The following is a 16,587-nucleotide window of genomic DNA, read 5'->3' on the forward strand; positions in this document are numbered from 1 at the left end:
AAAATTCCTAAGGTTTCCACTAAATCACGCCGTTATATAACCATAAGAGAAATTTTCTGTGCCTGAATACTGACATCTGTTGTCAGTGCCATCCGCATCATTCAGCGCATACACAAATATACAGGATGACCTTATGGCTAAAACGACGCGGAGCCGCTCGGCTGAACGTCTGGTCGATATTCTGGTTGAACTACATTTAAACGGTGTGGTAAACCGCAGTGCGCTAATGGAAAAATTTAAAATTACCGAGCGTACCGTCTACCGGGATTTAAATGCACTCTCTCCGATTGTTGAACATACCGGTAATGGGCTATATCGACTGATCCATTCTTCACAATCTCCCGGCGGACAAGGATTACATCACTCACTGGCTAACTTCCTGAATGCTGATAGCTTTTTCCCTGAAAGAAATACGGAATTCTGGCAGAAACTTGAAACACGCGTTGACGAAAACCATATTCTTATCCTTGGGAATGAAGCAGAACACACGGTACAACGCGATATTCGTCGTCATTTAGCGAAAATCGAGAAATCGATTAAGAACCATAATGTTTGCCAGATCGTTTATAAGAGTAAAACCCGCCTGATTAATCCCTATAAACTGATTAACAAAAAAAATATATGGTATTTACAAGCCACCGAGAATGGCAGACTGAAATCCTTCTCATTGAGTCAGATTAGCTGGCTTGATATTCATACGACCACCTTCACTCCTGAAGAGAATGCCCGCGAGCTGCTGGAAAAAAGCCTCGACCCCTGGGTGTCGGAAGATACTTTCGCAGTGAAAATATTTATTAAAAATAATATTTCACATTACTTCCTGCGCCGCGATCTCCTGCCGGAGCAAGAGTTGCTGGAGGAGCAACACGGCGGCGTCACGCTGCGCTGTCAGGCGGCACACGAAAATCAGATCTTGCCGCTGCTTTTCTACTGGCTGCCAGACATTCAGATCCTGGAGCCGAGCTGGCTTAAGGAGAAACTCATCCGAACACTGGAAAGCTACCTGGCAATGGAGAGCAGCGCGCATAACCAAGTGATCTCAATCACATAATTCTGACCGCTGGCGGCGAACCGGAACCACTCGCCGCCACCTTTGACCGCTTACCTGGCACTTTCAACCACTCATCCATTTACCCTCCTTTACACACGCGACGTTCTGGCAAGATCCCACCAGCATTAATCAACACCTCCTCACAACGAACCCTGACCCTTTTTTCTTTACATAAAAAACCAGGTCTATTATGGATACTAAAAAACTACTGAAGCACGTGCCCTGGGCCTTACTCGGGATCCTCGGCGCTTTTTGTCTGGCGGTTGTCGCATTACGCCGGGGCGAGCACGTAAGCGCCCTGTGGATCGTGGTCGCGTCGGTTTCCGTCTATCTTGTTGCTTATCGCTACTACAGCTTGTACATCGCGCAGAAGGTCATGAAGCTCGACCCGACGCGTGCCACTCCGGCGGTCATAAACAATGACGGCCTGAACTATGTGCCAACCAACCGCTACGTGCTGTTTGGTCACCACTTTGCCGCTATCGCTGGCGCTGGCCCGCTGGTCGGCCCGGTACTGGCCGCGCAGATGGGCTACCTGCCGGGCACCCTGTGGCTGCTCGCCGGTGTCGTGCTGGCGGGTGCGGTGCAGGACTTTATGGTGCTGTTTATCTCTTCTCGTCGTAACGGCGCCTCTCTGGGTGAGATGGTCAAAGAAGAGATGGGCCGCGTGCCGGGGACTATCGCCCTGTTCGGCTGCTTCCTGATTATGATCATCATCCTCGCGGTGCTTGCTCTGATCGTGGTGAAAGCCCTGGCTGAGAGTCCGTGGGGTGTCTTCACCGTCTGCTCTACCGTGCCGATTGCGCTGTTCATGGGTATCTACATGCGCTTCCTGCGCCCTGGACGCGTGGGCGAAGTGTCGGTGATTGGTATCGTGCTGCTGGTGGCCTCCATCTACTTCGGCGGCGTGATTGCGCACGACCCGTACTGGGGCCCGGCGCTGACCTTTAAGGACACTACCATCACCTTCGCGCTGATCGGTTATGCGTTTATCTCCGCTCTGCTGCCGGTATGGCTGATTCTGGCTCCGCGTGACTACCTGGCGACCTTCCTGAAAATCGGCGTGATCGTCGGTCTGGCGATCGGTATCCTGGTGATTAACCCGGATCTGAAAATGCCAGCAGTGACGCAGTACATCGACGGTACTGGCCCACTGTGGAAAGGCGCGCTGTTCCCGTTCCTGTTCATCACCATCGCGTGTGGTGCTGTATCAGGCTTCCACGCGCTGATCTCTTCAGGTACCACACCTAAGCTGCTGGCGAACGAGAAAGACGCACGTCTGATCGGTTACGGTGCCATGCTGATGGAATCCTTCGTGGCGATCATGGCGCTGGTTGCTGCGTCCATTATCGAACCGGGTCTCTACTTCGCGATGAACACGCCTCCGGCGGGTCTGGGCATTACCATGCCAAACCTGCATGAGATGGGTGGTGACAACGCGGCGCTGATTATGGCGCAGTTGAAAGACGCAAGCGCACATGCTGCAGCGACCGTCAGCTCCTGGGGCTTCGTGATTTCGCCTGAGCAGATCATGCAGACCGCGAAAGACATCGGCGAACCGTCCGTGCTGAACCGTGCAGGTGGTGCTCCAACGCTGGCTGTCGGTATCGCGCACGTGTTCCACAAAGTGCTGCCATGGGCGGACATGGGCTTCTGGTACCACTTCGGTATTCTGTTTGAAGCCCTGTTCATCCTGACCGCGCTGGACGCCGGTACCCGTGCTGGCCGCTTCATGCTGCAGGATCTGCTGGGTAACTTCGTGCCATTCCTGAAGAAAACCGACTCTCTGGTTGCGGGCGTACTGGGCACGGCGGGTTGTGTTGGCCTGTGGGGTTACCTGCTGTATCAGGGCGTTGTCGACCCACTGGGCGGCGTGAAGAGCCTGTGGCCGCTGTTCGGTATCTCTAACCAGATGCTCGCAGCCGTTGCTCTGGTACTCGGCACCGTTGTCCTCGTGAAGATGAAACGCACCAAATACATCTGGGTCACCGTGGTCCCTGCGCTGTGGCTGCTGCTCTGCACCACCTGGGCACTTGGCCTGAAACTGTTCAGTGCCAACCCGCAGCTGGAAGGCTTCTTCTTTATGGCTAACCAGTACAAAGAGAAGATTGCCGCAGGCGGCGCAGACCTGACTGCGCAGCAGATTGCCAACATGAACCATATCGTGGTGAACAACTACACCAACGCGGGTCTGAGTATTCTGTTCCTGGTGGTGGTGTACAGCATCATCTTCTACGGCATCAAAACCTGGCTGAAAGTGCGTAACGCCGAGGGTCGTACGGATAAAGAAACCCCGTATGTGCCGGTGCCGGAAGGCGGCGTGAAGACCTCTTCACACCATTAATGACGTCATATCCAGCCCCGCTTCGGCGGGGCTTTGTTCTTATCAGGACACGTTATGTTTGGTAACTTAGGCGAAGCAAAAAAATACCTCGGTCAGGCGGCGAAAATGCTGATTGGCATTCCGGACTATGACAACTACGTTGAGCATATGAAGACCAACCATCCGGATAAGCCGTACATGACCTACACCGAATTCTTCCGCGAGCGTCAGGAAGCGCGCTACGGCGGAAGTGGAGAAGGCGGCGTCCGCTGCTGCTAAAGGAGACACCATGACCCCGATTGCCGTCACCCTGCTGACCGGTTTCCTCGGCGCAGGTAAAACCACCCTGCTGCGCCATATTCTGAACGAGCAGCACGGCTTCAAAATCGCCGTTATCGAAAACGAGTTTGGCGAAGTTTCGGTAGACGATCAGCTGATCGGCGATCGCGCCACGCAGATCAAAACCCTGACCAACGGCTGCATCTGCTGCACCCGCTCTAACGAACTGGAAGACGCTCTGCTGGACCTGCTAGACAGCCGCGATCGTGGTGACATCAATTTCGACCGCCTGGTGATTGAATGCACCGGCATGGCTGACCCCGGCCCAATTATTCAGACCTTTTTCTCCCATGAGATCCTCTGCCAGCGCTACCTGCTGGACGGCGTGATTGCGCTTGTCGATGCCGTCCATGCCGACGAGCAGATGAACCAGTTCACCATTGCTCAGTCTCAGGTGGGTTATGCCGACCGCATTCTGCTGACCAAAACCGACGTGGCGGGCGAGAGCGAAAAACTGCGCGAGCGCCTGACGCGCATCAACTCCCGCGCCCCGATTTACACGGTGACGCACGGGGATATCGACCTGTCTCAACTGTTCAACACCAATGGCTTTATGCTGGAAGAGAATGTCACCTCGAAGCCGCGCTTCCACTTTATGGGAGATAAGCAAAACGACGTGGCGTCGATTGTGGTGGAGCTGGATTATCCGGTGGACATCGGCGAGGTTTCGCGAGTGATGGAGAACCTGCTGCTGTCGTTTGCCGACAAGCTGCTGCGCTACAAAGGGATGCTGTGGATACACGGTGAACCAAACCGCCTGCTGTTCCAGGGTGTACAGCGTTTATATAGCGCCGACTGGGACAGGCCGTGGGGTGAGGAAACGCCACGCAGCGTGATGGTGTTTATTGGCATCCAGCTGCCGGAAGAGGAAATTCGGGCGGCATTTGCGGGACTACAGAAATAAACGCTATGCATCCCCTCTGCCCAGTAATTTATTAACCTGAAGCGATGAGCTTTGTATCAGGAAAATGAATAAATTACAGCGATGTCCTGGTCCGGCTGTAAATCGCCGAGGCGTTTCCGTAAGGCCGGGGCGAGGCGCAGGGATGCGCCGAGAGGGCGTGGCCTGCAGGGATGCAGGCTCATGCCCGACCCGATAGCCTGAAGGAATAAGCTGAGGGTACCGCGAAGCGGCGATTTACCGCCGGGAGCCCGGGTTGCCAGGGCGGCGGCGATTGAGCCGCCCTGGCACGTTCACAGGTCATGCTGTTATAGAGTAGCAATGAACATAAAGTGAACGGAATGACCACCAGAGTCGTATGTTCCCCCTCACCCCAGCCCTCTCCCTCAAGGGAGAGGGGGCCGTCTGTGCAGGCATTATTTTGTGGGGATACTTATTTCACCGCCTCCGGCAGCGTCACAATCCACAGCTCGCTGTCTGAGTCCGGCTTCTTCAGCGGCTTCACGCTGAGCGTGGTTTCCACCGGTTTATCATCCAGCGTCAGCTTACCTTCTGCGTTCACCCGATAATCCTTGAGCTTCTTGCCCTCGACCGGGTTTTGCATCGCCACCTTTACGCCAAAGTCGTTATCGTTCGCCACTGCCAGCGTTTTGCTGTCGATCAGCGCCAGCCCTTCGGCCTTCTCCTGCTGCCAGCCGAGGGCGCGTAAATCAACGACCTGCGTTTTCACCGCAAGGGTTATGCCGCGCTGCGCCAGGGTCTTCTCATCATCAAACTCCGGGTACTCGCCCGGCTTGTCAAAGGCGGAAAGGTCGCTCGCCTTGCTGAGATCCACCTTGTAGATCAGGTTACGCATCCCGTCGTTTTTATCGCTTCCCTGCTCAATCAGCAGGATGTGCTGGTCATCGAGCGCCACAATGTCGCCAATTTTGGCATCACTGTTTTTACTGTAGGCGGAGCTATCGATGGGATAGCCGTACATCGCGGTTTTCCCGGTCGCCGGGTCGAAGCTGACGAGACGCGTAAACAGCGCCTGTTTTTTACTTTTACCGTCGATATCCAGCGTGCTTTGCACAGCGGCAATAATGCGTCCGTCAGGCATGCGGGTCAGGCCTTCAAAGCCCCGGTTCGGTTGACGCCATTTGATAATGTTTGGAAGACCGCCCGCGATGGATTTTTCCCCTTCCGCCGCCTGCGGCCCATGAATAGCCAGGATTTTCCCACTACTGTCGACGTTTATCAGGAACGGACCATACTCGTCGCACAGCCAGTATCCGCCTTTGCCGTCCGGCGTGATGCCTTCCGTGTCCAGCCCGCGGTTGTCACCCTTCAGCGTCTTTAACGTGTCGCTGAATGCCACTTCATTGGTGGAGCCAATCACGCCGCTTTGCAGCGGTAGCCCGTTAATCTCGCCTTTATCGTCATGCAGCGGACGGGCGTCCGTTGCTTCTGCTTTGCCGTTCTCGACGCGGATGGTCATCAGCAGCGGCGCGAAATCCGGCGTAACAAAAATTTTGGCTTCGTTTTTACCCATTTTTGGCGCGTCCGCATTCGGACCACGATCGGTAACCGTCACGAAGGTCAGCGCATCGCCCTGCTTGCCGGTGAACAACAGGCCAGAACCGATTCCGACAGGAAGTCCATGCGGGAAAGCATCCGCAAACGCCCCGCTGTAGCTCACGTGGGAGCCTTCGGGAAAGCTAACGACATAGTGTTCAGCCGTGGGCTGCGCCGCCAGGCCAGAGAAAGAGAGCGCACAACCGATAAGTACAGGAATAATTTTTCTTTTCATATTGTTAGCATCCATAGAGTGAAGCCAACACCGTAAAGAATCAACGTGTCAGAAAAATGACATTGCGAGGAAACAGGGCCGAGCAGTTGAACGTATAATCAGCGCCAGAAATGTAATTTTTTGTGGTTTTGTATGACACCTGAAACATTTCTGGAAATTATTAGAAATGCCATTAATGCATTCCGAATGATTATCCCCGCCTCGTTCAGTTTATGTTTAGTCAAAAAATTAAACTGTTCTTAAACAGCAGAAAATCACGCGTTGACACCCCTAAAACAAAACACTTTCATAACAACTTGAGCAATAAAATTAACATTTACAGTATAAAAAGTTGATCCTAACCACATTTGCAGTCATAAACATCGCTTGTTAAGGTGCCGTAAGATTAATTTGATGACGAGGCATAAAACATGAAAAAACTGAATATCCTTCTTCTTTCTGCTCTGACCGCTATCTCGGGTTCCGCACTGGCGATGGGTGGCAGCATTGAGCAGGGTAAAAACTTTACCAACCTCAATCTGGAAATGGGTAAATCCTCGTCTGGCCTGTATGCCGAAAGCAACTGGCTTAAAAACACTGACGACGGCACCCAGACAGGTGGAGTGGGTGCAGGTTACAACCTGGAAGTCGGCCCGGTCATGCTGAATGCGGGCGCGAAGGCGATCTACCTTGGCCCGAAAAAAGGCGATAACGGCGTGGCGTTCCCGATTGGTGGCGGCGTTAACGTTGCCCTGACCGACAGCATTCACGTATTTGGTGAAGGTTATGTCGCTCCAGAAGGTCTGAACAACAGCGTGAAAAACTACGTTGAAGCCAATGGTGGCGTAAGCTGGACGCCAATTACGCCAGTGACCCTGAAAGTGGGTTACCGTCACGTGAGCGTAGATGGCAAAGACGGCCGTCCTGGCCATACGCTGATTGACGGCGCCTATGTGGGCGGCGGCGTGAGCTTCTAAGGCTCCGCACAGATAAAAAACCTGCCGTCTGGCAGGTTTTTTATTACCTCTTACTTACGCACTACTACCAGCTTCTGGTTCACAAACTCTTTGATCCCCAGATCCGACAGCTCGCGTCCGTAGCCGGAGCGCTTCACGCCGCCAAACGGCAGCTCTGGCGCGGTATCGGTGAGCCAGTTGATATACACCATCCCTGTTTCAATCCCCGACGCCATTTTCTTCGCGCGCTCGATATTCTGACTGAATACCGCCCCGCCCAGGCCGTAGTGGGAGTCGTTGGCCAACGCAACCGCCTCGTCATCGTTTTTCACCACGAACATCTGCGCCACCGGGCCGAAGAACTCTTCGAAATACGCCGGATTGTCGCGCGAGATAGTCGTCAGGATCGTCGGCTCGAAGAAACTCCCGTCTCGCGGCACCGGTTTGCCGCCATAGTGCAGCGTCGCACCGTTTTTCACCGCTTCGTTAACCTGTCTGGTCAGCGTTTCCAGGGCATCTTTAGACGACAGCGGCCCCAGCGTGGTGCTTTTGTCCAGCGGATCGCCAATCTTCACCTGCTTAAACGCCTCGGTGAATTTGCTGAGGAAGGCATCTGCAATTTTCTCGTGCAGGATAAAACGCTTCGCCGCGGTGCAGACCTGCCCGGCGTTGTTGAGTCGCGCATTCACGCCAATCTTCACGGCTTTGTCCAGGTCCGCATCATCAAGCACCACGAAGACGTCGTTACCACCTAGCTCAAGGGTCGATTTCTTAATGTGCTTCGCCGCCTGCGCAGCCACGACGCTACCGGCTTTTTCGGAACCGGTCAGCGCGGCCCCCTGCACGCGATCGTCGGCGATGATGTTCGCCACCTGATCGGACGAGATAAACAGGTTAGTCCACGCCCCTTCCGGTGCCCCCGCTTCGCGCACCAGATGGGCAAACGCCTCGGCGCAGTGCGGCACGATGCTGGCATGTTTTGCCAGCACGGGGTTACCCGCCGCCAGGTTCGGCGCCAGAACGCGCATCAGCTGGTAATACGGGAAGTTCCACGGCTCGACGGCCATCAGCACGCCGATGGGGTGATACTCCACCCACGCTTCCCCGAGTTCAGACTCATACTTCACCGGGGCCAGGAATTGTTTCGCGTTATCAGCATAATAGCGGGCGATTTTCGCACACAGCTTCACCTCACCGCGGCTCTGTTCGATGAGCTTACCCATCTCCTGGCTGGCGATTTTAGCCAGCTCCTCGGTGCGCTGGTCGATCAGGTCGGCAAGCTTATGCAGTACCGGCAGGCGCTGGCTGATGTCGCCTTTCGCCCATTCTGAATGGTAGAGCGCATCGGCCACCTTCAGTGCCGCTTCGATATCCGCGTCGGTATGAGAGGGGTATTCTTTGATGAGCTGGTTAGTGGCAGGATTTACTGTCTGATAAGCCATGTCGAATCTCCTTGTTTTACCGCTTAGGGTATTAAGGGTAGTCAACGTGACTGGCTATGGACGTAAAGTTGGGTATATCCGGAAGGTTCTTAATGAAGCGCTGCCAGACAGTTGTTTGACGTGGTATAAAAAACCTCCAGAAGGAGTTCCCATGACCAATACCCGACATATCCGCCAGACGTTTAACCGCGCCTCAGGACTTGAGCTGCGCAGCACGTGGCAGAGTACGCAGGCGTACAAACGTCACTGTCATCCTCAGATCTCCATTGGCGCGATAGTAGAAGGCCAGACCTGCTGCATGTGCCATGACAGAGAGTACATCCTCCAGCCCGGGGACCTGATTGTGATCCCAACTTATATGCCGCACAGCTGCAACCCCGTCGCCGGAAAGCCGCGCAGCTACCACATGCTCTATATCGACACCGGGCTTCCTCTGGCGCTTCAGGTGATTCGCAACCCTGCGCTCTTTAAGTACTACCTTGATATTGTGGAGACGATGTCTCCGGCATCCGTCGACAGGCTGCTTTCTGCCCTTCCGCACTGTGCGGATAACGCAGACGCGCTTCGCGTAACCAGCCAGCAGGTTCAGGAGGCATTTCTTTCCGATCTCGCCAGCCCGCCTTCCCTAGACGAACTTGCCCAACGATTCTCGCTGCGCAAGGAGACGCTGATCCGCACTTTCAGACAGGATACCGGCCTGACGCCGGGGAGCTTCCTCAATATCTCCCGAGTAGAGTATGCCAAAGCGCGGCTGCGCGCCGGGGATAATATCGCCGACGTCGGCTACCAGAGCGGGTTTGCCGACCAGAGCCATTTTCACAAGACCTTCGTGAGCTATACCGCCGCCACGCCGCGCCAGTACGCCACGGGCCGATCAATATCAGACAATAAATAGGTTCTGCGTTTCCGTAGTCTGTACCCGGTTTTGCATTCTGAGGTCGCTATGGAACTGTTCTTCCCTTCGGCTTTTCTCGCCCTGGCGCTGGCGCATTTTGTTGCCCTGTTAAGCCCGGGCCCGGATTTCTTCCTGCTTGTGGGCTACTCGGCGCGCTATCGGTTACGCGGCAGCGCCGGGCTGTGCGTCGGCATCGCTACGGGCAACGGGTTGTATATCTTACTGGTCATTATCGGCTGGAGCGCGCTGCGCCAGTTTACGTGGCTATTTACGCTTATCGAGCTTTGCGGGGCGCTGTACCTGCTATGGATCGGCTCGCATCTGGTGCGCAGCCGACCGCAGGCACTGGCGCTGAATGAAACTCACCAGCGCTTCCCTTCACTGCGTAAGCAGATTCTTTTGGGGCTCGGTTCCGCGCTGCTTAATCCGAAGAATGCGTTGTTCTATCTGGCGCTGATGACGGCGCTACTGGGACCGGACGTCACGCTGCTTCAGCAGGCGACCTGCGGCGTCTGGATGGTGATGGTGGTTCTGGTGTGGGATCTGGCGCTGGTGTCGCTGATGGGGCTATCGGCGGTGCAACAGAAGCTCAGCCGTTCGCTGTGGTTGATTGAGCGCGCGGCAGGAGTAGTGCTGATGGGGTTTGGTGGGTGGGTGTTGTGGCGGTTGGTGGAAAATACACGCTGAGAGAGCGGGCAGCCCAACGCTGCCCGCTATTTATTTTTTGTTTTGATCGCGCAGCATCGCTTCACGCAAAATAGCATTCAGCCGCGTCTGGTAACCTTTTCCAGGCCGTTTAAGCCACTCCATCACGTCAGCGTCAATGCGTACAGATGCCTGAGTTTTGAGTGGTCGATAAAATTTCCCTCGCACCGCCCCTGACCACTGTTCATCGTCCATAGCAGGGATATCGCTGTAATCAATCTCTGCTTCTGGTTTTTCAGCTAATGCTTTGAGCTCAGCCTCACGACGAGGGCTTACCTCAGGCGCACTACCTCGTTTATGTTTAACGATGCTCATAACGGCTCCTCTCTTTGCGGTCCGCTTTTCGTGCGCTAATAATACGGATGATTTCTCCTCCGCTTTCAAAACGTACCGTATGTGCGACCAGAATAACAAGAAGGCCTTGCACAAGGCCGATGGTTTGCCAGCGAAACTCACCGTTCTCATAGCGATCCTGAATAGACAAATGATAAGGATCGTCGAAAACCATAACCGCATCCTCAAAGCGTATGCCATGTTTTCGCAGGTTACTTTTCGCCTTATTGCTATCCCACTCATACTCCATTGGCATAGTGTACTCTTCCCTGATTGTATATACAAAAAAGCATATACAAATTGCACAAGGATTAAACCCAATATGCAAAAGATGTGTTTACTTCCGGAAGGCAGATTCCAGAAGCGGGAAAGACATAACGCTCCCTGCTTTGCACTTTCCTCCCGTCTCACTCTATCCTTACCCCATGGAAAAAATTACTGAACTCAAACGCGCCAAGCTGTTGGCGCTGTCGCTGCTACTGCTGGCCTCTGCGGCGTTTATCACCACCCTGTTCCTGCCGCAGACTTTCTGGGGGCGCGGCGTGAAGGCCATTGCCGAGGCGGCGATGGTCGGCGCGCTGGCAGACTGGTTTGCCGTGGTTGCGCTGTTCCGCAGAGTGCCCATTCCCTTCATCTCGCGCCATACGGCAATTATCCCGCGCAATAAGGACAGGATCGGCGACAATCTAGGCCAGTTCGTGCAGGAAAAATTTCTTGATACCCAGTCGCTGGTGGCGTTGATCCGCCGCTATGAACCCGCACAGATGATCGGTGCCTGGTTCAGTAAACCAGACAACGCCCAGCGCGTCGGGCTGCATCTGATGCAGGTGATGAGCGGTTTTCTCGAACTCACCGACGACGGACGCATTCAGCGTCTGCTCAAGCGCGCGGTGCATAAGGCTATCGATAAAGTGGATTTCACCGAAACCAGCGCCGTGATCCTCGAAAGCATGACCAGAAATAATCGCCACCAGGTGCTGCTGGACGCCATCATCAACCGCCTGATTACCCTGATTCAGCGGGAAAGCACGCGGGACTTTATTGCCGACCAGATTGTCCACTGGCTGAAGACCGAGCACCCGCGCAAGGCGATGGTACTTCCCACCGAGTGGCTAGGTGACCAGAGTGCGGAGATGGTATCGAACGCGGTAAATACGCTGCTGGACGATATCAGCCACGACCGCACGCACCAGATCCGCCAGGCGTTCGACCGCGCCACGTTGAAGCTTATCGACAACCTGAAAAATGACCCGGAGATGGCGGCGAAAGCCGACAACATCAAGCACTATCTGAAGAACGATGAGGCGTTTAACCGCTATCTGGGGGAAATGTGGGCCGACCTGCGCCAGTGGCTGAAAGCGGATATGCAAAGTGAGGATTCGCGCGTGAAGCAGCGCATCGCCAACGCCGGGCTGTGGTTTGGCGAAACGCTGTCAAACGACGCCAGCCTGCGGGCGTCGCTGAACGAGCATCTGGAGCAGGCCGCGCATCGCCTGGCGCCGGATTTCGCCGCGTTCCTGACCCGGCACATCAGCGACACGGTGAAAAGCTGGGATGCCAAAGATATGTCCCGCCAGATTGAACTGAATATTGGCAAGGATCTGCAGTTCATCCGCGTCAACGGCACGCTGGTGGGCGGGACGATTGGCCTGATCCTGTTTTTACTCTCGCAACTCCCCGTCGTACTGAGTTTCTAATCTTCTTTGGGCGGCGCGATAACGTAGCGCGTCGCCTCGAAGCGATTCAAAACCAGATGCACGAGAAAGACCATCGTCAGCGTTGCTACCAGCGAAAAGGTGACGGAGGTGATGCGATAGAGATCGCTGAACACCAGGTCAGTGTCCGGGTGCATGTTCTGCCCGAACATAATGCCGATGGTGGTAATACTGGAAAACCCCACCCCGGCCCCCACTTTCTCCATCACATGCAGACGCGCACCAAACGCCAGGCCGAGGCCAATAAGTGGCATCATCAGCAGCATATGGCTGCTGTGATCGTAGAGGATAAGCTGGACGACAAGAATATAGAGACAGCCCAGCACTACGCCGACCACGCGCCAGATGGAGCTCATCACCGCGCCGCGATAGTGCATCGGGAACAGAATCAATATCCCCGCCATCAGCGCCGAGAGCGAATCGCTTAAATCGCTAATCTGAAACACCACGAATATCAGCGTCGCGACGGTGCCGGAGAGCAGCGACTCGTGTCGCACCCGGGCGTCGTCTTTCTCAATCAGCGGTGGCGGCTTGCGTGGCTCCACATCCGGCAGGAGATAGTTCATCAGCGCGCTCAGGCATACCGCCATGATGCTCGCTTCGATGTTGGAAAACAAAAGCGTGTGCCAGTTGGTGGTGGGGTAACTCATAAAGTTGAGCATCACGCTCTGACACACCACCCCCATCGAACCGAACAGGAACAATGGCCCCTTGCTCATAAAGCGAAAACGCATCACGTACAGGGCAAACACCACCAGCGTCATAATAAGCGGCCATTGCGACAGATAGCCGATGATAATCACCATTTCAACGCAGTTTAGCGATGCGCTGAAGATAAACTGCTTCGCCACGTGGCGGTTAAACACCGGGACCAGCGACAGAAGCATGATCGGGTAGACCACATAAAACACGCCGTAGCTGGTGTTGTAGAAGCTGGAGATGCTCAGGGCAATCATCCCGGCAAAAACGATGCGCAGGGTCTGACGAAAATCGTTTGCCGTGTAGACGATATTACCGTGCGGGGTAAATACCCGCGCCAGCGTATTAATAGACATAGTGCAGCAGGCTTACCAGATGGATCTGCATCCCGGAGAAGAAGCGCGCAAACGGGCCTTCACTGTTGTAGAGCTGCACGGTCGCGCGAGCCCCGGTTGGCAGATGCTTCGGCAGCGTTTCATCCAGCGTCACGTGAATGCGCATCCGCTGGGCATCACGTACCCAGCGGTTAGAGGTTTCCGGCTCTGACAGTTGGCCGTTAACGGCCTCCTGGCCCGCAAGGATCCCCGCATCGCTGCTGGTCACGTGGGCGCGAAAGACGTGCCCCGGAAAGGCGTCAAACACCACGGCCGCGTCGGTGCCCTGATGGGTATGACGCAGGCTTTTTTCACGGAAGTCGGCCACGATATCGGTCTGGTTGTTCACCAGCGCCAGCGCGGCGGAACCGGAAGAAGCGTAGAAGCCGGGGCTCAACTGCAGGTTGCTGACCGTGCCGTCCGCCTGGGCGTAAACCTTCGTCCAGCCGAGGTTAAGCTCCGCTTCATCCAGCGCGTTACGGTATTTTTGCAGCGTCACGTTGCGGTGCTCGTCCCGCTCGCCACGCTGGATACGCAGGTTCTGGATATTGGCCTGAATCGAACTGACAGACTGTTCGCTGCTCTGCCAGGTGGTGCGGACTTTATCCAGATCCGCCTGCGAAACGTTCTGCAGGGTGCTCAACTTCTGATAACGATCAAACGTGACTTTGTCGTTACGCGCGGTCAGCACGGCGGTTTTCAGGTTGGCCTGCGCGGCGGCGATTTGCGCATCCAGCTGTTCGTTGGAAAGACGTGCCTGCTCCAGCGCGATTTGCGCCGCTTCCACTTTATTGCGAAACGGCGTGTCATCCAGTTCAAAGAGCAGATCGCCTTTCTTCACCTGGCTGTTGTTATGCACGTGAACTGCCGCCACGTAGCCGGAGACGCGCGGAGAAACCGGCGTCACCACGCGCATCACGGTGGAATCTGGCGTCAGCGGGATCCAGATATCCGCGACGATAAAGTAGACAAACATCAGCAGGAAAGAGGCAATACTCACCCTTACCCAGCGGGCAAACTTTTGTTCAGGCGTCATTATTTTTCGATCTTGTTATCTTCTTCGCGGATTGTCCGCAAATTGCAGGCGAATTGATTCAGGGTGGCGCTGAAAATGTCGATATGTTCCGGCGCGATGTTTTGCGATACACGCGCCTGATATGTCTCAATCACCTGAGTAAGCCTTTTTAATATGGTTTTTCCCTCAGGCGTCAGCGTCAGAAGCCGGATGCGCTTGTCATAAGGCGATACGGAGCGCAGCAGGTATCCCTGCTTTTCCAGCTGTGTCAGAGTGCGCATCAGCGGCGGCAGTTCAATCCCCTGCATCTCCGCCAGTTCACTCACCGAGACGTTATCCCCAAGCTGATGAAGCTGCATCATTACTGTCCAGCTCGACTGGGTTAATCCGGTATCGAGAATGGCATCGTCAATGACGGCACGCCACTGACGCACGATCATTGCCATCCGCATGCCCATCGGCCTGCGGCTAAACAGATTTTCTTCACTCATGGGGAAACCTCTCATCACACGCGGTCACGATAATAGTTATCAGGGTAAGTATCAAGAAACGAGAGGTAAAAGCGCAGGAATTGCGAAACGATATATCCCTCTCCCACAGGGAGAGGGTCGGAGTGAGGGCATCAGCCCGCAGCGGAATTTAATGACTAAAACGTCTGGTAATGGCGCTCTTCCCCGAAGCCGTCACCACCACCTCCCGATACCCCGCCACCCGCTGGATCCAGCCTTTACTTTCCAAATGAGTAAGCAGCGCCGCGCCCGCCTCTCCGCCAAGATGAAACCGCCGCTCGCTCCAGTCGAGACAGGCGCAGCAGGCCTTCCGCCGCGGATGAGCGCTTAACGAAATGCCGAGCGTCAGGAACTGCTCCCGGCCATACAGGGTCAGCGCTGAACCGTCAGCCTCCAGCCAGCCTTCAGCCTGCATGAAATCGTAGATCTGCACCGCCACCGTACCCGCCAGATGGTCGTAGCAGGTCCGGGCTTCCCGCATGGCTTTCGGCGCGGTGGTTTCCGGTGGAGTAATGCGGCTCCACGAAAGCCCCATCATCTGCTCCACCAGCGCCGCCACGTCGTGCCCGGCAAGGCGATAATAGCGATGCCTCCCTTGCGACAGGCAGGTAATCAGTTGCCCTTCAAGCAGCCGGGCGAGATGCCCGCTGGCAGTCGACGGTGCAACATCTGCCGCGGTGCTCAGTTCGGTAGCCGTCCACGCGCGTCCGTCCATTAGCGCGCAGAGCATCTTCACGCGCGACGGATCGGCCATTGCCGCAGCCACCGCTGCAATGGCCTGTTCCAGCACCGCACTGTTATCTGGCGGTAAGCTCGTTTTTAACATGGGTCGCCCAGGGTTCGGTGATCTCTGCGGCCAGCTTATCATCATCCGTCAGCAGAATAAGGTGATTTGCGTGGTCGCTATACTGAGTAAGAATAGACACACCGCGTGCCGCCAGCGCCGCCGCAATGTCGCCTAACTCGCCAGGCCGCTCCTGCCTGAGTTTCCTGATAATCGGCTTGCGCACCGCCTGCACGGTAAATCCTGCCGCCATCAGAACACGTTGCGCTTTTTCTCCATCCTCAACGAGAAAATGGGCATCGGTACCAAATACGCCACCGCCCTCCAGCCCCACGCCGTTGCGGCCTAACAGCTGCCCAAAGCGCGCCAGTTCGCCGGGCCCGTCGCTGAAAATCACGTGAAGGTCATACATCGGCATGCCCTCCGGTTTCGGAACTATACTCCCGCACCATCTGCGCCACCCGAATGCGGTAGTACGCAAAAATTGACGCCCGTCCTTCGGCCTGCGCCGCCTGGTGAAAAACGTTCTGCTTCCAGTGACGGATAGCCTCTTCGTCACGCCACCAGGAAAGGGACAGAATTTTGCCGTCGGTGGTCAGGCTCTGAAAACGTTCGATATCAATAAAGCCGTCGATGTCGGCCAGCAAAGGCTTAAGCTCTGCGGCAAGCTGAAGATAGCGCGCCTGATGGGCTGGCGCGGCTTTGGCTTCGAAAATAACTGCGATCATGAGGGTCTCTCCGTGGTGATGTTGAGGAGAGCATGCGGGATGGATAA

General features: G+C 55.4%; 18 protein-coding genes. 8 read left to right on the forward strand and 10 right to left on the reverse strand.

Annotation, left to right across the window (positions count from 1 at the left end):
- Nucleotides 1-133: 133 nt before the first annotated feature.
- The 4 genes from AC0XWG_RS04205 to yjiA all read left to right on the forward strand — a co-directional run bounded on the left by AC0XWG_RS04205 (nucleotide 134) and on the right by yjiA (nucleotide 4,617).
- Entirely contained in the window at nucleotides 134-1,051 is a 918-nt protein-coding gene (locus AC0XWG_RS04205; RefSeq protein ID WP_028016552.1) for a helix-turn-helix transcriptional regulator, read from the forward strand.
- A 190-nt stretch (nucleotides 1,052-1,241) separates the two neighbouring features.
- Nucleotides 1,242-3,395 (forward strand): carbon starvation CstA family protein, encoded by a 2,154-nt coding sequence (locus AC0XWG_RS04210; RefSeq protein WP_028016551.1) that lies wholly within the window; start codon nucleotides 1,242-1,244, stop codon nucleotides 3,393-3,395.
- A 54-nt stretch (nucleotides 3,396-3,449) separates the two neighbouring features.
- Nucleotides 3,450-3,653, forward strand: coding sequence for a YbdD/YjiX family protein (locus tag AC0XWG_RS04215; protein WP_003856610.1), 204 nt, complete (start codon nucleotides 3,450-3,452; stop codon nucleotides 3,651-3,653).
- Between the two features lie 10 nt (nucleotides 3,654-3,663).
- On the forward strand, nucleotides 3,664-4,617 hold the full coding sequence (gene yjiA / locus AC0XWG_RS04220) for a GTPase (protein WP_257246782.1): 954 nt from the start codon (nucleotides 3,664-3,666) through the stop codon (nucleotides 4,615-4,617).
- A 430-nt stretch (nucleotides 4,618-5,047) separates the two neighbouring features.
- On the opposite strand, the gene AC0XWG_RS04225 is transcribed toward yjiA, so the two are convergent.
- Nucleotides 5,048-6,406 carry an esterase-like activity of phytase family protein gene (locus AC0XWG_RS04225; RefSeq protein ID WP_475680400.1) on the reverse strand — a complete coding sequence of 453 codons (1,359 nt, stop codon included), beginning with the start codon at nucleotides 6,404-6,406 and terminating at the stop codon, nucleotides 5,048-5,050.
- Between the two features lie 410 nt (nucleotides 6,407-6,816).
- Between AC0XWG_RS04225 and AC0XWG_RS04230 the strand changes: the two genes are divergently transcribed.
- Nucleotides 6,817-7,362: a YfaZ family outer membrane protein gene (locus AC0XWG_RS04230; RefSeq protein WP_028016547.1), complete on the forward strand. Its 546-nt coding sequence runs from the start codon at nucleotides 6,817-6,819 to the stop codon at nucleotides 7,360-7,362.
- A 50-nt stretch (nucleotides 7,363-7,412) separates the two neighbouring features.
- Here AC0XWG_RS04230 and AC0XWG_RS04235 read toward each other — a convergent pair whose 3' ends face one another.
- Complete coding sequence (locus AC0XWG_RS04235; RefSeq protein ID WP_128348634.1) at nucleotides 7,413-8,783, reverse strand: NAD-dependent succinate-semialdehyde dehydrogenase; 1,371 nt, start codon at nucleotides 8,781-8,783, stop codon at nucleotides 7,413-7,415.
- Nucleotides 8,784-8,934: 151 nt separating this feature from the next.
- Here AC0XWG_RS04235 and AC0XWG_RS04240 point away from each other — a divergent pair, with 151 nt between their 5' ends.
- Nucleotides 8,935-9,678 carry an AraC family transcriptional regulator gene (locus AC0XWG_RS04240; protein WP_128348633.1) on the forward strand — a complete coding sequence of 248 codons (744 nt, stop codon included), beginning with the start codon at nucleotides 8,935-8,937 and terminating at the stop codon, nucleotides 9,676-9,678.
- Nucleotides 9,679-9,726: 48 nt separating this feature from the next.
- The gene (locus AC0XWG_RS04245; protein WP_128348632.1) at nucleotides 9,727-10,365 is read left to right on the forward strand and encodes a LysE family translocator; all 639 of its coding nucleotides are present in this window, start codon (nucleotides 9,727-9,729) and stop codon (nucleotides 10,363-10,365) included.
- Nucleotides 10,366-10,395: 30 nt separating this feature from the next.
- On the opposite strand, the gene AC0XWG_RS04250 is transcribed toward AC0XWG_RS04245, so the two are convergent.
- Nucleotides 10,396-10,698 carry a BrnA antitoxin family protein gene (locus AC0XWG_RS04250; protein ID WP_128348631.1) on the reverse strand — a complete coding sequence of 101 codons (303 nt, stop codon included), beginning with the start codon at nucleotides 10,696-10,698 and terminating at the stop codon, nucleotides 10,396-10,398.
- Nucleotides 10,685-10,972 (reverse strand): BrnT family toxin, encoded by a 288-nt coding sequence (locus tag AC0XWG_RS04255; protein ID WP_128348630.1) that lies wholly within the window; start codon nucleotides 10,970-10,972, stop codon nucleotides 10,685-10,687. Before AC0XWG_RS04255 ends, AC0XWG_RS04250 begins: the two co-directional genes overlap by 14 nt.
- Before the next feature lie 169 nt (nucleotides 10,973-11,141).
- On the opposite strand from AC0XWG_RS04255, the gene AC0XWG_RS04260 reads away from it, so the two are divergent.
- Complete coding sequence (locus AC0XWG_RS04260) at nucleotides 11,142-12,413, forward strand: DUF445 domain-containing protein (protein ID WP_475680401.1); 1,272 nt, start codon at nucleotides 11,142-11,144, stop codon at nucleotides 12,411-12,413.
- On the opposite strand, the gene AC0XWG_RS04265 is transcribed toward AC0XWG_RS04260, so the two are convergent.
- The 6 genes from AC0XWG_RS04265 to AC0XWG_RS04290 form a co-directional block, all read right to left on the reverse strand.
- Nucleotides 12,410-13,486, reverse strand: coding sequence for a DUF2955 domain-containing protein (locus AC0XWG_RS04265; protein WP_475680402.1), 1,077 nt, complete (start codon nucleotides 13,484-13,486; stop codon nucleotides 12,410-12,412). The genes AC0XWG_RS04260 and AC0XWG_RS04265 overlap by 4 nt on opposite strands.
- Nucleotides 13,476-14,543: an HlyD family secretion protein gene (locus AC0XWG_RS04270; RefSeq protein WP_128348627.1), complete on the reverse strand. Its 1,068-nt coding sequence runs from the start codon at nucleotides 14,541-14,543 to the stop codon at nucleotides 13,476-13,478. The genes AC0XWG_RS04265 and AC0XWG_RS04270 overlap by 11 nt, the downstream gene beginning before the upstream one ends.
- Complete coding sequence (locus AC0XWG_RS04275) at nucleotides 14,540-15,010, reverse strand: MarR family winged helix-turn-helix transcriptional regulator (RefSeq protein WP_134708237.1); 471 nt, start codon at nucleotides 15,008-15,010, stop codon at nucleotides 14,540-14,542. The genes AC0XWG_RS04270 and AC0XWG_RS04275 overlap by 4 nt, the downstream gene beginning before the upstream one ends.
- Nucleotides 15,011-15,158: 148 nt before the next feature.
- Nucleotides 15,159-15,854 carry an ArsR/SmtB family transcription factor gene (locus AC0XWG_RS04280; protein WP_475680403.1) on the reverse strand — a complete coding sequence of 232 codons (696 nt, stop codon included), beginning with the start codon at nucleotides 15,852-15,854 and terminating at the stop codon, nucleotides 15,159-15,161.
- On the reverse strand, nucleotides 15,826-16,224 hold the full coding sequence (locus tag AC0XWG_RS04285; protein WP_049004976.1) for an amino acid-binding protein: 399 nt from the start codon (nucleotides 16,222-16,224) through the stop codon (nucleotides 15,826-15,828). Before AC0XWG_RS04285 ends, AC0XWG_RS04280 begins: the two co-directional genes overlap by 29 nt.
- Nucleotides 16,217-16,540 carry an antibiotic biosynthesis monooxygenase family protein gene (locus AC0XWG_RS04290; protein ID WP_049004977.1) on the reverse strand — a complete coding sequence of 108 codons (324 nt, stop codon included), beginning with the start codon at nucleotides 16,538-16,540 and terminating at the stop codon, nucleotides 16,217-16,219. Before AC0XWG_RS04290 ends, AC0XWG_RS04285 begins: the two co-directional genes overlap by 8 nt.
- Nucleotides 16,541-16,587: the final 47 nt, after the last annotated feature.

It is taken from the genome of Enterobacter sp. DVT3837 (assembly GCF_056238685.1).